The sequence below is a fragment of the Agromyces sp. LHK192 genome, assembly GCF_004006235.1.
Lineage (GTDB): Bacteria > Actinomycetota > Actinomycetes > Actinomycetales > Microbacteriaceae > Agromyces.
In genome coordinates this window covers 2,128,773-2,141,910 of record NZ_CP034753.1, presented here as the reverse complement: position 1 = coordinate 2,141,910, position 13,138 = coordinate 2,128,773, and the positions used below count along the sequence as shown (strand labels likewise).

Genomic DNA, 13,138 nt, shown 5'->3' with positions numbered 1-13,138 from the left:
TCGAAGCATCCGGTAAACTCGACCGTTGGTGCCGCCGCTTATCCCGGCGCGCACGCACAGTTTTCTGGCAGACGACCCTCCTTCCCGCTGGGGTCTCGCGCAGGTGACATCCCCATCAGACAGACGGAGCCCCGGCTCCCCAGAGATAGGTACGAGTAGTGGTTTACGCAGTAGTGCGCGCCGGCGGCCGGCAGGAGAAGGTCGAGGTCGGCACCATCGTGACGATGGACCGCATCAAGGCCGACAAGGACGGCAAGGTCTCGCTGACCCCCGTCCTCCTCGTCGACGGCGCCAAGATCACCTCCGACGCCGAGTCGCTCGCGAAGGTCAAGGTCACGGCCGAGGTCCTGAACGACCTCCGCGGCCCCAAGATCGTGATCCAGAAGTTCAAGAACAAGTCGGGCTACAAGAAGCGCCAGGGCCACCGTCAGGAGCTCACGCGCGTCAAGATCACCGGCATCAAGTAACGCGGCTCGCAAGGAGAGACTGACATGGCACACAAAAAGGGAGCGAGCTCCACTCGCAACGGTCGTGACTCGAACGCCCAGCGCCTCGGCGTGAAGCGCTTCGGTGGTCAGGTCGTCAAGGCCGGCGAGATCATCGTCCGCCAGCGCGGCACCCACTTCCACCCCGGCGCGGGTGTCGGTCGCGGTGGCGACGACACGCTGTTCGCGCTCGAGGCCGGCGCCGTCCAGTTCGGCGCCAAGGGCGGCCGCAAGGTCGTCAACATCGTGGCGGTCGGCGCGTAAGCGTTCGATCCATCGCGTGAGGGCGGGCTTCGGCTCGCCCTCACGTGTTTCCAGAAGTTCTTCGAGAGGGGAGTCGCGGCGTGGTCAGCTTCGTCGATGAGGTCCGGCTGTTCGTGAAGGCCGGGCACGGCGGCAACGGCTGCGTGTCGGTGCGGCGCGAGAAGTTCAAGCCGCTCGCGGGCCCCGACGGCGGCAACGGCGGCGACGGCGGCGACATCGTGCTCGTCGCCGACCCGCAGGTCACGACGCTCCTCGCGTACCACGGCCGCCCGCACCGGACCTCCCCGAACGGCCAGCCCGGCATGGGCGACAACCGCTCCGGGTCGATGGGCGAGGACATCGAGCTGCCCGTCCCGGTCGGTACCGTCGTGAAGGACGAGCACGGCGTCGAGCTCGCCGACCTGGCCGAAGCGGGCATGCGGTTCGTCGCCGCCCCCGGCGGCCAGGGCGGCCTCGGCAACGCGGCGCTCGCGTCGACCAAGCGCAAGGCGCCCGGTTTCGCGCTGCTCGGCACCCCGGGCTTCGAGGGCGAAGTCACGCTCGAGCTCAAGACGATCGCCGACGTCGCACTCGTCGGGTACCCTTCGGCGGGCAAGTCGAGCCTCATCGCGGCGATGTCGGCCGCGCGCCCGAAGATCGCGGACTACCCGTTCACGACACTGCACCCGAACCTCGGCGTCGTGGAGGCGGGCGACCACCGGTTCACCGTCGCCGACGTGCCGGGCCTGATCGAGGGCGCGAGCGAGGGCAAGGGCCTCGGGCTCGAGTTCCTCCGTCACGTCGAGCGGTGCTCGGCGCTGCTGCACGTGCTCGACTGCGCGACCCTCGAGCCCGGACGCGACCCGATCAGCGACCTCGACGTGATCCTCGGCGAGCTCGCCGCGTACCCGGTGCCCGAGGGTCAGGTGCCGCTGCTCGAGCGCCCCCAGCTCGTCGCGCTGAACAAGGTCGACGTGCCCGAAGCCCGCGAGCTGGCCGACTTCGTGCGTCCCGAGCTCGAGTCGCGCGGCTACCGCGTGTTCGAGATCTCCACGGTGTCGCACGAGGGCCTTCGTCCGCTCGGGTTCGCGTTGGGCGACCTCGTCGACGAAGCCCGGCGTGCGCAGGCCGACGCCCCGGAGGCGCCCCGGATCATCATGCGGCCGAAGGCCGTCGACGCGCAGGACTTCGTCGTCCGTGCCGAGGGCGGCAGTTACGGCACCCTCTACCGGGTGATCGGCGGCAAGCCCGAGCGCTGGGTCGCCCAGACCGACTTCACGAACGACGAGGCCGTCGGCTACCTCGCCGACCGGCTCGCCCGCCTCGGGGTCGAGGACGAACTGGTCCGGGCGGGCGCGGTCGCGGGCTCCACGGTCGTCATCGGCGCCGGCTCCGGCGTCGTGTTCGACTGGGAGCCGACGCTCACCTCGACGGCCGAGCTCATGACGGCTCCGCGCGGCACCGATGCGCGCCTCGACGAGAACCGACGCGCGACGCGAGCCGAACGACGCTCGGAGTACCACGAGCGCATGGATGCCAAGGCCGAGGCACGAGCCGAGCTCGAGCGCGAGCGCGAGGCCGGCATGTGGGCCGACGACGAGCCGGAGGAGACCGAGCAGTGACGCCGCTCCGCCGCGCAGACATCCCTGCGGCCATGCGCATCGTCGTGAAGGTCGGGTCGAGCTCGATCAGCGGCGTGAATGCGGGGCAGATCGCCCCGCTCGTCGACGCCCTCGCTGCCGCGCACGGCCGCGGTGCCGAGGTGGTGCTCGTGTCGTCGGGCGCGATCGCGACCGGGATGCCGTACCTGAAGCTCGATTCGCGTCCGGGCGACCTCGCGACGCAGCAGGCGGCGGCGTCCGTCGGCCAGAACGTGCTCATGTACCGCTACCAGGACTCGCTCGACCGGTACGGCATCGTCGCCGGCCAGGTGCTGCTCACCGCCGGCGACCTGGAGAACCCCACCCACCGGTCGAACGCCCAGCGCGCGATGGAGCGGCTGATCGGGCTGCGGATCCTGCCGATCGTGAACGAGAACGACACCGTCGCGACGCACGAGATCCGGTTCGGCGACAACGACCGCCTGGCGGCGCTGGTCGCCGAGCTCGTCGGCGCCGAACTGCTCATCCTGCTCTCCGACGTCGACTCGCTCTACACGAAGCCCCCGCAGCTTCCCGGCGCCGAGCGCATCGCGCACGTGCCCTTCGGCGACGATCTCGCGGGCATCGAGATCGGCACCATCGGGTCGGCCGGGGTCGGCACCGGTGGCGCCGAGACGAAGATCAGTGCCGCGAGGATCGCCGCGGCGTCCGGCAGCGCCGTGCTCATCACGGCGACGGCGCTCGTCGCGGATGCGCTCGAAGGCCGCGAGATCGGCACGTGGTTCGAGCCCGCCGTCGATCGTCACACTGCCGGGGAGCCTGCGCCGCTCTCCTAAGCTGGGGCCATGTCGCATCCCGAACTCGATCCCGAGGCCCTCGACTCCCGACTCGCCGCCGCGAAGCGCGCCTCGTACCGACTCGCGACCGCGACGACCGCCGAGAAGGATGCCGCCCTGGGGCACATCGCGCGGCTCCTCCGCGAGCGGGCGGGCGAGGTCGTCGCCGCGAACCGGGCAGATCTCGAGGCCGGCGCCGAAGCCGGACTCGGCGAGGGGCTGCTCGACCGGCTGAAGCTCGACGAGCGGCGGATCGACGCCCTGGCCGACGCCGTCGTCGACGTCGTGGCACTCGACGATCCGATCGGCGAGACCGTGTCGGGGCGGTCGCTGCCGAGCGGAGTCCGGATCGACCAGGTCCGGGTGCCGTTGGGCGTGGTCGGCGCGATCTACGAGGCGCGGCCGAACGTCACGATCGACATCGCGGCGCTCGCGCTCAAGAGCGGCAACGCCGTCGTGTTGCGCGGCGGTACCGCGGCCGAACGCACGAACGCCGTGCTGCTCGGGATCCTCCGCGACGGGTTCGCCGCCGCCGGGCTTCCTGCGGATGCCGTGCAGACCGTCGACGACTACGGCCGGGCCGGCGCGCGTCACCTGATGCAGGCCCGCGAGTACGTCGACGTGCTGATCCCGCGGGGGAGTGCCGGCCTCATCCGCGCCGTCGTCGACGAGGCCAAGGTCCCCGTCATCGAGACCGGCGCGGGGGTCGTGCACATGTTCCTCGACGAGTCGGCCCGCGAGGACTGGGCGGTCGAACTCGTCCACAACGCGAAGGTGCAGCGGCCCAGTGTGTGCAATGCGCTCGAGACGCTGCTCGTGCACCGGGTCGCCGCCGAGCGGCTCCTGCCGAGCGTGCTCGACCGGCTCGAGGCATCCGGTGTCACCGTCCACGGCGACGAGCGCGTGCGCGCGATCCGTCCCACCGCGGTCGCCGTGACCGAAGAGGACTGGGCGACCGAGCACATGAGCCTCGACCTGTCGGTCGCCGTCGTCGACTCGCTCGACGACGCGCTCGAGCACATCCGCCGGTACTCCACGCGGCACACCGAGTCGATCGTCACTAACGACCTCGGCAACGCCGAACGCTTCCTCAACGAGGTCGATGCGGCCGCGGTGATGGTGAACGCCTCGACGCGATTCACCGACGGCGCGGAATTCGGGTTCGGTGCAGAGGTCGGCATCTCGACGCAGAAGCTGCACGCCCGCGGCCCGATGGGGCTACCCGAGCTGACCAGCACCAAGTGGATCGTGCGCGGCGCGGGGCACGTGCGGGCCTGACCTCGCTAGACTGTCCGATGCACGTCGCCCACCCGAGGGGCGACGTGAGAACCGAGAGGAACCGCTGAATGAGCCTGGCGACCGTAGTCCTGACCGAGACGGTGCACGCGCGCGAACTGCCGATGGAGCCCATCCTGTACGGCGTGGTCGCGTTCGTGGTCCTCCTCGCGCTCGCGTTCGTCACGTACTCGTACCGCGACGTCGCCAACCGGCACCGGTTCAAGGCCGAGGCGTACGCGGCCCGTCACGCCGACGACGAGCACGCGGGTCACTGAGGCCTCGTTCTCCATGACGGACGGTCGGCGCCGACCGAGGATCGGCGTGATGGGCGGGACGTTCGATCCCATCCACCACGGCCACCTCGTCGCAGCCAGCGAGGTCGCCACGTCGTTCGACCTCGACGAGGTCGTGTTCGTGCCGACCGGGCGTCCCTCCTACAAGGAGGTCGTCACGGCGGCGGAGCACCGGTACCTGATGACGGTGATCGCGACAGCGTCGAATCCGCGGTTCACGGTGAGCCGGGTCGACATCGACCGGTCGAAGCCGACGTACACGATCGACACGCTGCACGACATCCGGGAGCAGCGGCCCGACGCCGAGCTTTTCTTCATCACCGGCGCGGACGCCGTCGCCCAGATCCTGAGCTGGCGCGACGTCGGCGCGCTCTGGGAGCTCGCGCACTTCGTAGCTGTGAGTCGACCGGGACATGTCCTGAACGTTTCTGGATTGCCGGAGCAACACGTAAGCTTGCTCGAAGTCCCGGCTCTCGCGATTTCGTCGACTGACTGTCGGGAACGGGTGCGCCGGGACTTCCCGGTGTGGTACTTGGTGCCCGATGGGGTCGTCCAGTACATCTCCAAGCACCATCTCTACCGGAGTGTCGAATGACGTCGTCGAACGAACCGCCGCTCACTCGTCGTGAAATGCGCGAGCGCGAGCGTCTGCAGGAGCTGCAGAGCGATTCGCCGACCCCGCAACAGACCGCCGCTCCCACTCCGTCGGCACCTGCGCCGGCTCCCGTGGCTCCCGCCTACCCGCCGCCGGCGCCGTACGGCGCTGCCCAGCCCGCGCCGTCCGCACCGCAGCCGGCGCCCGCCGCGGCTCGGCCCGCGGGCGCGGCACCTGCCGCGAACCCCGGGTACGCACCCATGTCGGCGGGAGGCGCCTCGACGGCGACGGGTTCGCCGTTCGGCGGCCCGATCGCCGCTCCGACGTCCGCGCCGGCGCCCGCAGCACCGCAGCCCGGCTCGACCGGCGTCTCGTACGTGCCCCACGATGCACCGGCACCGGCGACCCGGGCGGACGCCCAGGCCGGGACGTCGCCGTCGCAGCCGGCACGGACGCCCGAGCGCACGCTGACGCGGCGGGAACTCCGCGGGCTGATCGACGGACTCGACGACGCCGACGACGAGCCGGCCGCAGCGGGTGCGCCCGCGGCACCCGCCGCCGGTCCGGCGTGGAATGCTCAGGCGCGACCCCAGCCGGACGCCGCTCGGTACCCGTCGGCACCGTCGGGCGCACCGGCGGCCGGTCAGCCGAACCCGTTCGCCGCGGCGCAGCAGGCCGCGGCCCAACAGGCGGCGCAACAGGCCGCCGCCCAGCAGGCAACGCAGCAGGCCGCCGCGCTCCGTGGCGGCTCGGCCGGCCCCAGGGCCCCGCCGGGCAGCCGCCCGCCAGCCAGCCGATCACGCCGGCGCGTCCGGCTGCCGCGCCCGGGCAGCCGTTCCCGGGACAACCGTCGACCGGTCAGCAGCAACACGGCACCGGACGCCCCGTCGATCCGCGCGTCGCGCCGACCGGTGCGCCTGCGGCGGCATCCGCTCAGCCCGCTGCCCGTAGCGGCGCGCCGGCTTCGCCGTTCGCCGCAGCTCGCGCCGAGGAGTCGCCCGCGGCTGCGAAGCCGGTCGGGCACTGGACCACGCAGTTGGACCTGCCCGCCGCTGAGCCGGAGCCGTACGACCAGATCCTCTCGCGCGGTGGCGGTGCCACCCGCGGCGTGCCGACCACCACGAACGCGTTGATCCTGCCGATGCTGCCCGACCAGGGCAGCCTCGGGCAGCAGGGCGGCCAGAACGAGATCATCGTCACCGGCACGATCGACCTGCCGCGCAGCTACGGTGCGACGGGCGTGCACCCGAGCCAGATCGACTCCGGTGACGTCGACCGCCTCTTCGACCAGGTCGAGGACACCGCGACGACGGGCGTCGCGCCGGTCGCGGCAACGCGTGCGATCAGCACGCAGGGCCCGTCGAAGACGATGCTCACGCCGCCGAAGAAGGAGGGCATGAACATGCCCCTCGTGCTGGCGATCACGGCCGGCGTCCTGACGCTCGGCATCGTCGCCACCCTCGTCGTCGGTGCGGTGTTCGGACTCTTCTGATGCGGTCGTCCTCCGACTCGACCCACAGCCGCCCCGCACCCGGGGCGACCTCCGAAAGGACAGCATGACCGCCTCCTCGCACGCCCTCGATCTCACCGCGGTCGCCGCACGCGCCGCCGACGCGAAGGGCGGCGAGGACCTCGTCGCGCTGGATGTGTCGTTGCCGACGCCGTTCGCGGATGTCTTCCTGCTCGTCACCGGCACGAGCGAGCGCAACGTGCTCGCGATCGCCGAGGAGGTGGAGGAGCGCATGCTCGAGGCCGGCGCCAAGGCCGTGCACCGCGAGGGTCGTGAGAACGGCCGCTGGGTGCTGCTCGACTTCGGCGACGTCGTCGTGCACGTGTTCCACCGCGAGGACCGGATGTACTACGGCCTCGAGCGGCTGTGGCTCGACTGCCCGGCGATCCCGGTCGACTCGATGCTGCAGTCGTCGGCGGCCGAGGCGCCCTGAGCCGAGCCGCTCGCGCGTGCACTCGTCACCGTGAGGTCGCCTCGATTTCATTTCGCAGGCGACGCTGGTGTAAGCTGGACGACGTCGCCGCGAGAGCGGAAGACGAAATCTGGGTCTGTGGCGCAGCTGGTAGCGCACCTGCATGGCATGCAGGGGGTCAGGGGTTCGAGTCCCCTCAGATCCACCAAGAACCCCTGATGAATCGGTAGATTCGTCGGGGGTTTTTCGGCGTCAGAGGGGCGAGTCCGCTGCGAGCCCCGTCGGCCGGCCGGCCGGCCGCCCGCCACCCCTTGCCGACTGGCGGGCGGTGTTGCATGCTGGCCGCGAAGGGGCGGCATGGACGCGAGTGAGGCCCGGCTCCGTGCGTTGCAGCGTCGAGCGTACGGTGCCGATCCGACCGACGAGGAACGCGCGCGCGCCGTGGACGAGATCGCCGAGCTGGAAGCGCGCGGGTCCATTCGCGCTGAGCGTCCGGGCACCACCACCGCCGACCAGGCTGCCGGTCCTGTCGGCCCGTCGGATGCCCCGAACGGTCGAGCCGATATTCCGCGCGGGATGACTGATCCGGCCCTCGTCCGCCTCGCCATCGTGCGCTGGGCGTCCGCAGCAGGTGGAGTCGGCCTCCTCCTCGGCGCGATCCTCGGTTGGGGTGCAGCTCAGCGCACGGCACCGGGGTCCGACATCCCCTCGACCGCAGCGCCGAGCATCGAAGGGTCGCCTGATGCCGGGGTTCCGCTCGGCGACACCGAGCTGTTCACGCTGATCGAACAGCTGCCGCCTGCCGCCGAGTCGGCGCGGGTCGCGAGCGTCGACGAGACGATCGACCTGGCATCCGTACGGCTGCTCGCCAGTCGGCTCGAGGGTCCCGCAGCCTACGTGGCGCGCACGATCGACGGCGAGGACGTGTGCCTCGTCCTCCTCCTGCCCACCGATTCTGCGCGAAGCGAATGCACGGAGGACGGACGACTTCCCGCCGACGGCCTCCGTGTGCTGTACGGCACGCAGGAGAACTTGCCTGCGGTCGGTCGGCTCGACTCCGCCGGGGTCGTCTCGATCGGCCTGGTCGTCGCATCCTGACCCGGTGCGCTCGCCGTCTGGTTCGCAGGCGTTCCCCGGAGTACCCTGACGGCATGCTGCAGGGCCGGCTCGTCCGCCTCCGACCCGTGCGCGAGACCGACCTCGACGCCGTGTACGACGCGCACGTCGACATCGGCAACCGTGGCGCGTTCTTTCCGCTCGGGGTAAAGTCGGAGCCGGCTTTCCGGCGCGAATTCGCCCAGACGGGCTTCTGGGAGCGCACCGAGGGCACGCTCCTCATCACGATCGACGACGGCGCGACCCTGGTCGGCCACATCGAGTTCTTTCGCGCGGTGTCCTATTGGGATGCCTTCGAGCTCTCGTACCAGCTCTACGACGAACGGTTCGCGGGCCGCGGCTACACGACGGAGGCGGTCCAATTGCTGGTCGACTACCTGTTCGCGACGAAGAAGGACGAGTGGATCCAGTTGGTCATCGTCCCCGGTAACCGGGCGTCTCGGCGCATCGCCGAGAAGACCGGGTTCACGCTCGAGGGAACCGCGCGGGGTGCATTCTTCAACGACGGGGTGAGCAATGACGTGCTCGTCTACTCCCTGCTTCGCGGCGATCGACGCCCGTGGCACGAGGTCGACGACACGGACTGACGTTGTCCTCCGCGGCCCCGACGGAACGGTCGCTCAGGCTTCGGTGCGCGAGGTTCGCGATGCGCGTTCGAGCCCGATCGCGTCGGGGATGGCGCGGCTCACGAGCGTGACGAGCGTCGTGCGGAGAAGCGTTTCGAGTTGCTCACGCGAGAGGTCGGCGTCGATGAGCCAGCGGCGGGCGAGCGCCGTGGCGAAGGCCGAGTAGGCGCGCAGTGCCGACCTGACGGCGGGATCGTCGCGGACGTCGAAGAGGCCGACGATGCGGCAGATCTCGTCGGACATGGTGTCGACGTACGCGTCGACGATCGGCGTGAGGTCCTCGTCCCGGTGGGATCCGAGGAATCGGGATGCCGTGAGCCAGGTCTCCCGGCTCTGCGAGACCATGCCGACCCAGCCCTGCACGCCGATGGCGATCCGTCGTTCGACGGGGGTGCCAGGGGGGAAGGTCGGCGCGTCGAAACGGGGTTCGTTGAACAACCGGTCGACGACGGCGACGTACAGGTCGCGCTTGCTGGCGAAGTAGTGGTTGAGGAGCGGCCGACTCACTCCGCATACGGCGGCGAGCTGGGCAGTGGACACCTCGTCGTACGGATGCGACGCGAACACCTCGCTCGCTGCCGCGACGATCTGCGCGCGCCGCTGCACGGGTGGGAGACGGCTGGTGGCCACGCCTTCATTCTGCCGCAGCTGAGACCGTCGACCGGGCAGGCGAAGATCGCGATCGGGCGTAGGGGGCCGGATCGTGAGATCTTGTTGTCATTTCGTCAATAGGCATCCTACGATGCGAAGTGAATCGCGATTCACAACTGACCGCAGTACGGACAAAGGAGTTCGATCGATGTCAGACCTCAGCAGACGAAAGCTCCTCCTCGCCGGCGGCGCACTCGGCGCGGCCGGTGCGCTCGCCGCCGCGAGTCCCTCCTACGCCTGGACCTGGTCCTCCCTCGGCTCCATCGCCCGGAGCGACACGACGCGCGATCCGCGGTTCGTCTGGGACGACCGCGTCGACCCCGTAATGGCCGCGCTGCTCGACCGCGGCGGGGTGCCTGACGTCAACCGCGTCCTCAAGCCGTGGATCTACAACGGGCAGGCGGTACCGTCCGGGCTTCCCGCCGACGTCCAGGGCATCGTCGACATGGCGCGCACCCTTCCGACGTGGACGGACCTCGGCAGGCTCGACACGGCGTACCGCTTCGCCACGAAGCGCGGGCTCTACCTCGGGGTCCTGTACGGCATGAACAGCGGCATGATGAGCGCGGCGATCCCGCGCGAGGCGCGGGCGGTCTACTGGTCCAAGGGCGGAGGGGACATCCGCGACCGGATCGCGAAGACCGCCAAGCTCGGCTACGACATCGGCGCATACCGTGCCTACCGGCCCGAGGGGCAGATGATCGTCACCTGCGTGAAGACCCGGCTCACGCACTCCGCAGTCCGCCACCTGCTGCCGCAGTCGCCGTACTGGCGGGCATCCGCCGACGAGCAGATCCCGATCAGCCAGCACGACATCCTCGTCACCTGGCACAGCCTTGCCTCATCGGTGATGCAGAAGCTCAACGAGTGGGGCGTGCGGATTCCGAAGAACGAATCGGATGCCTACCTGCACCTGTGGCAGGTGACCGCGTCGATGCTCGGCGTGAACGACGAGTTCATCCCCGTGAGCTGGGAGCAGGCGGAGTTGCAGCGCCAGCAGGTCCTGGTGCCGATCCTCGCGCGCACCGACGAAGGCGTGAAGCTCGCCGACAAGCTCGTGAACCTCGGCGAGTACATCGACTTCACACTGGTCACCCAGCCACTGTTCGAGGCCGTCACGCGGTACATGCTGGGCGACACCGTGACCGACATGCTCGAACTGCAGCGCCGCCCGCTGCTGCAGAAGACCGTCTCGGAAGCCTGGCCGATCTTCATCAAGATCCGCGAGGCCGGGCTGCCGATCCCCTTGGCGCCGACGATCTACTCGGCGTTCGAGGAGCTGATCCGCCTGTTCGCGCTGTTCTACCTGAACCCGTTCCAGCGGATCAACATCGACATCCCGACGGAGAACAATCCCGATCACCCGTACTGACGTCGTGGCGACCCCGTCGGATCGAAGCGTCAGACGGTGACCATCACCTTGAGGGCTTCGCGGGCATCCATTGCCGCGTACCCGGTGGCGATGTCGTCGAGGGCGACGGTGCGGTCGAAGACCCTGCCCGGATCGATCTCACCGTTCAGGACCTGCTGGATGGCCGGTTCGAGGTAGGCGCGGACGGGGGCGGGACCGCCGGCCAGGCGAGCGTTCTTCCCGAACAGCGAGCCGAAGCCGATGGGGGCATCCTCGTATTGCGGGACGCCGACGCGCGAGATGATGCCGCCCGGGCGGACGATGCCGTACGCCTGCTCGTAGGCGGGCAGGTGCCCGACGGCCTCGAGCACGATGTGGCTGCCCTCGCCGTCGGTGAGGTCCATGACGCGTGCGATGCCGTCTTCGCCGCGTTCGGCGACGACGTCGGTCGCGCCGAACTCGACACCGAGGTCGGTGCGGTCGGTGTGGCGGCCCATCAGGATGATGCGCCCGGCACGGAATCGCCGGGAGGCGAGCACCGCGCCGAGTCCGACCGCTCCGTCGCCGACCACCGTGACGGTCTTGCCGGGCCCGACCTGGCCCATGTGCGCGGCGTGGTATCCGGTCAGGTAGACGTCGGAGAGGGTCAGCAGGGAGGCGAGCAGCGACTCGTCGGCGTCGGCGGGATCGACGCCGGGCACGACGACGAGCGACCCGTCGGCCTGGGGGATGCGGGCGAACTCGGCCTGCAGCCCGGCCGCAGCCGGGGTGCCGTACCAGCCGCCGTGGATGCACGCGGTCTGAACGCCCTCGCGGCAGAACACGCAGGTGTTGTCCTGGAACGCGAACGGCGCGACGACGAAGTCTCCTGGCTTGACGGTCGTGACGGCCGAGCCGACCTCTTCGACGATGGCGATGAGCTCGTGGCCCATCGAGGTGCCGTGCTCGGAAGCCGCCATCGAGTGGTACGGATGCAGGTCGGATCCGCAGACGCACGTGCGCACGGTGCGCACGATCGCATCGGTGGGGGACTGGATGACGGGGTCGGGGACGGTCTCGACGCGGACATCGCCGGCGCCGTACATGAACGTGGCCTTCATGTCATCCATCCCACCTGCGTCGAACCGGGCGGGGGAGTCCCTGCCGTGCCGGGTACCGACGGTACCCCTGTGCGCGACCGACGTCCTCCTCCTTCCTGCTCAGTCCTCGGGGATCGGGAACAGCATGCGCTCGTCGAACTCCCGGTCGGGGTCCGGGCCGCTGCCCCTGCCGGTGTCGAGTGCGTCGATGCGTGCGAGCTCGTCGGCTGAGAGGTCGAAGTCGAAGACGTCGAAGTTCTCGGCGATGCGTGACGGGTTCGTCGACTTCGGGATCGCCGAGCGGCCCTGCTGGAGGTGCCAGCGGAGCATGACCTGGGCGGCCGACTTGCCGTGCGCGTCGGCGATGGCGACGATCGTCGGGTCATGCATGACATTGCGCCGTTCGTCGCCCCACGGGCCGGGGTAGAACGTGATGCCGCCGATCGGCGACCACGCCTGGGTGAGGATTCCCCGTGCCGTGTCCGCCCGCTGCAGTTCGGGCTGCGCGTGGTACGGGTGGAGCTCCACCTGGTTCACGGCCGCGTCACCTCGACCTCGGCCATCAGCCGGTCCAGGGCGTCGGTCGTGAAGTTGCTCACGCCGATCGCCCGCACCCGGCCGTCGGCCAGCAGGATTTCGAGGGCACGGTAGGCCGCCACCGTGCGGTCGAACAGGTTCGCGGCCTGCTGGTGGAGGATCAACAGGTCGATCTGCTCGACGCCGAGCTTGCGCATGGATTTCTCCCAGGCGTGCAGCGTCTCGTCGGTTCCGTAATCGCTCGGCCACACCTTGGTCTCGATGAAGACGTCCGCTCGGTCGAGCCCCGACCGTCGGATGCCCTCGCCGACCTGTCGTTCGTTGCCGTAGGCCGCCGCCGTGTCGATGTGTCGGTACCCGACCGCGAGGGCGGCCTCGACCGCCCTCGCCGTCTCGTCGGGCGGGCTCTGGAACACGCCGAGGCCGAGCGTCGGCATCCGGACGCCGTTGTTGAGGATCAGTTCTGCACTCACCCGTTCCACGCTACGGAGGTGCCCGCGCCGAAGGGAGGCCCCGACGGTACCC

The 13,138-nt window shown here is 70.1% G+C and carries 15 protein-coding genes, 1 tRNA gene and 1 pseudogene; 13 read left to right on the top strand and 4 right to left on the bottom strand.

Going from position 1 to position 13,138, the window contains the following annotated elements; genetic code table 11:
• Window positions 1-158 precede the first annotated feature (158 nt).
• The 7 genes from rplU (at window position 159) to nadD (ending at window position 5,331) form a co-directional block, all read left to right on the top strand.
• The gene (gene rplU, locus ELQ40_RS09630) at window positions 159-467 is read left to right on the top strand and encodes a 50S ribosomal protein L21 (RefSeq protein WP_127793491.1); all 309 of its coding nucleotides are present in this window, start codon (window positions 159-161) and stop codon (window positions 465-467) included.
• A 24-nt stretch (window positions 468-491) separates the two neighbouring features.
• Entirely contained in the window at window positions 492-749 is a 258-nt protein-coding gene (gene rpmA, locus ELQ40_RS09625; RefSeq protein WP_127793490.1) for a 50S ribosomal protein L27, read from the top strand.
• 80 nt (window positions 750-829) lie between these two features.
• Window positions 830-2,350 (top strand): GTPase ObgE, encoded by a 1,521-nt coding sequence (gene obgE / locus ELQ40_RS09620; protein WP_127793489.1) that lies wholly within the window; start codon window positions 830-832, stop codon window positions 2,348-2,350.
• Between the two features lie 32 nt (window positions 2,351-2,382).
• The gene (gene proB, locus ELQ40_RS09615) at window positions 2,383-3,165 is read left to right on the top strand and encodes a glutamate 5-kinase (RefSeq protein WP_127795235.1); all 783 of its coding nucleotides are present in this window, start codon (window positions 2,383-2,385) and stop codon (window positions 3,163-3,165) included.
• Window positions 3,166-3,174: 9 nt separating this feature from the next.
• On the top strand, window positions 3,175-4,443 hold the full coding sequence (locus tag ELQ40_RS09610) for a glutamate-5-semialdehyde dehydrogenase (protein ID WP_127793488.1): 1,269 nt from the start codon (window positions 3,175-3,177) through the stop codon (window positions 4,441-4,443).
• Window positions 4,444-4,511: 68 nt separating this feature from the next.
• Window positions 4,512-4,718, top strand: coding sequence for a hypothetical protein (locus ELQ40_RS09605; protein ID WP_127793487.1), 207 nt, complete (start codon window positions 4,512-4,514; stop codon window positions 4,716-4,718).
• A 13-nt stretch (window positions 4,719-4,731) separates the two neighbouring features.
• A complete protein-coding gene (gene nadD / locus ELQ40_RS09600; RefSeq protein ID WP_127793486.1) occupies window positions 4,732-5,331 on the top strand; it encodes a nicotinate-nucleotide adenylyltransferase in 600 nt (199 codons plus the stop codon).
• A 142-nt stretch (window positions 5,332-5,473) separates the two neighbouring features.
• Here the strand turns inward: nadD and ELQ40_RS09595 are convergent, their stop codons facing one another.
• On the bottom strand, window positions 5,474-5,797 hold the full coding sequence (locus ELQ40_RS09595) for a hypothetical protein (protein WP_127793485.1): 324 nt from the start codon (window positions 5,795-5,797) through the stop codon (window positions 5,474-5,476).
• A gap of 570 nt (window positions 5,798-6,367) precedes the next feature.
• Between ELQ40_RS09595 and ELQ40_RS09590 the strand changes: the two genes are divergently transcribed.
• From ELQ40_RS09590 to ELQ40_RS09575, 5 genes are all read left to right on the top strand, one after another.
• Window positions 6,368-6,823: a hypothetical protein gene (locus ELQ40_RS09590; protein WP_127793484.1), complete on the top strand. Its 456-nt coding sequence runs from the start codon at window positions 6,368-6,370 to the stop codon at window positions 6,821-6,823.
• A 64-nt stretch (window positions 6,824-6,887) separates the two neighbouring features.
• Window positions 6,888-7,274 carry a ribosome silencing factor gene (gene rsfS / locus ELQ40_RS09585; protein ID WP_127793483.1) on the top strand — a complete coding sequence of 129 codons (387 nt, stop codon included), beginning with the start codon at window positions 6,888-6,890 and terminating at the stop codon, window positions 7,272-7,274.
• Window positions 7,275-7,385: 111 nt separating this feature from the next.
• Window positions 7,386-7,461 (top strand) — tRNA-Ala (locus ELQ40_RS09580).
• Between the two features lie 149 nt (window positions 7,462-7,610).
• Window positions 7,611-8,351, top strand: coding sequence for a hypothetical protein (locus ELQ40_RS18780; protein WP_164863534.1), 741 nt, complete (start codon window positions 7,611-7,613; stop codon window positions 8,349-8,351).
• 53 nt (window positions 8,352-8,404) lie between these two features.
• The gene (locus tag ELQ40_RS09575; protein ID WP_164863533.1) at window positions 8,405-8,956 is read left to right on the top strand and encodes a GNAT family N-acetyltransferase; all 552 of its coding nucleotides are present in this window, start codon (window positions 8,405-8,407) and stop codon (window positions 8,954-8,956) included.
• Between the two features lie 33 nt (window positions 8,957-8,989).
• Here ELQ40_RS09575 and ELQ40_RS09570 read toward each other — a convergent pair whose 3' ends face one another.
• Window positions 8,990-9,625, bottom strand: a complete 636-nt coding sequence (locus ELQ40_RS09570; protein ID WP_164863532.1) for a TetR/AcrR family transcriptional regulator — start codon at window positions 9,623-9,625, stop codon at window positions 8,990-8,992.
• A 169-nt stretch (window positions 9,626-9,794) separates the two neighbouring features.
• Between ELQ40_RS09570 and ELQ40_RS09565 the strand changes: the two genes are divergently transcribed.
• Entirely contained in the window at window positions 9,795-11,018 is a 1,224-nt protein-coding gene (locus ELQ40_RS09565) for an oxygenase MpaB family protein (RefSeq protein ID WP_127793480.1), read from the top strand.
• A 29-nt stretch (window positions 11,019-11,047) separates the two neighbouring features.
• On the opposite strand, the gene ELQ40_RS09560 is transcribed toward ELQ40_RS09565, so the two are convergent.
• Window positions 11,048-12,097: an alcohol dehydrogenase catalytic domain-containing protein gene (locus ELQ40_RS09560; RefSeq protein ID WP_205649311.1), complete on the bottom strand. Its 1,050-nt coding sequence runs from the start codon at window positions 12,095-12,097 to the stop codon at window positions 11,048-11,050.
• A gap of 99 nt (window positions 12,098-12,196) precedes the next feature.
• Window positions 12,197-13,050, bottom strand: a pseudogene (locus tag ELQ40_RS09555) (aldo/keto reductase).
• Between the last annotated feature and the right edge of the window lie 88 nt (window positions 13,051-13,138).

Coding starts and splice junctions, on each gene's coding strand:
- rpmA (WP_127793490.1), top strand. CDS start 492: ATGGCACACAAAAAGGGAGCGAGCTCCACTCGCAACGGTCGTGACTCG.
- proB (WP_127795235.1), top strand. CDS start 2,383: ATGCGCATCGTCGTGAAGGTCGGGTCGAGCTCGATCAGCGGCGTGAAT.
- ELQ40_RS09610 (WP_127793488.1), top strand. CDS start 3,175: ATGTCGCATCCCGAACTCGATCCCGAGGCCCTCGACTCCCGACTCGCC.
- ELQ40_RS09605 (WP_127793487.1), top strand. CDS start 4,512: ATGAGCCTGGCGACCGTAGTCCTGACCGAGACGGTGCACGCGCGCGAA.
- nadD (WP_127793486.1), top strand. CDS start 4,732: ATGACGGACGGTCGGCGCCGACCGAGGATCGGCGTGATGGGCGGGACG.
- rsfS (WP_127793483.1), top strand. CDS start 6,888: ATGACCGCCTCCTCGCACGCCCTCGATCTCACCGCGGTCGCCGCACGC.
- ELQ40_RS18780 (WP_164863534.1), top strand. CDS start 7,611: ATGGACGCGAGTGAGGCCCGGCTCCGTGCGTTGCAGCGTCGAGCGTAC.
- ELQ40_RS09575 (WP_164863533.1), top strand. CDS start 8,405: ATGCTGCAGGGCCGGCTCGTCCGCCTCCGACCCGTGCGCGAGACCGAC.
- ELQ40_RS09565 (WP_127793480.1), top strand. CDS start 9,795: ATGTCAGACCTCAGCAGACGAAAGCTCCTCCTCGCCGGCGGCGCACTC.
- ELQ40_RS09560 (WP_205649311.1), bottom strand. CDS start 12,097: ATGAAGGCCACGTTCATGTACGGCGCCGGCGATGTCCGCGTCGAGACC.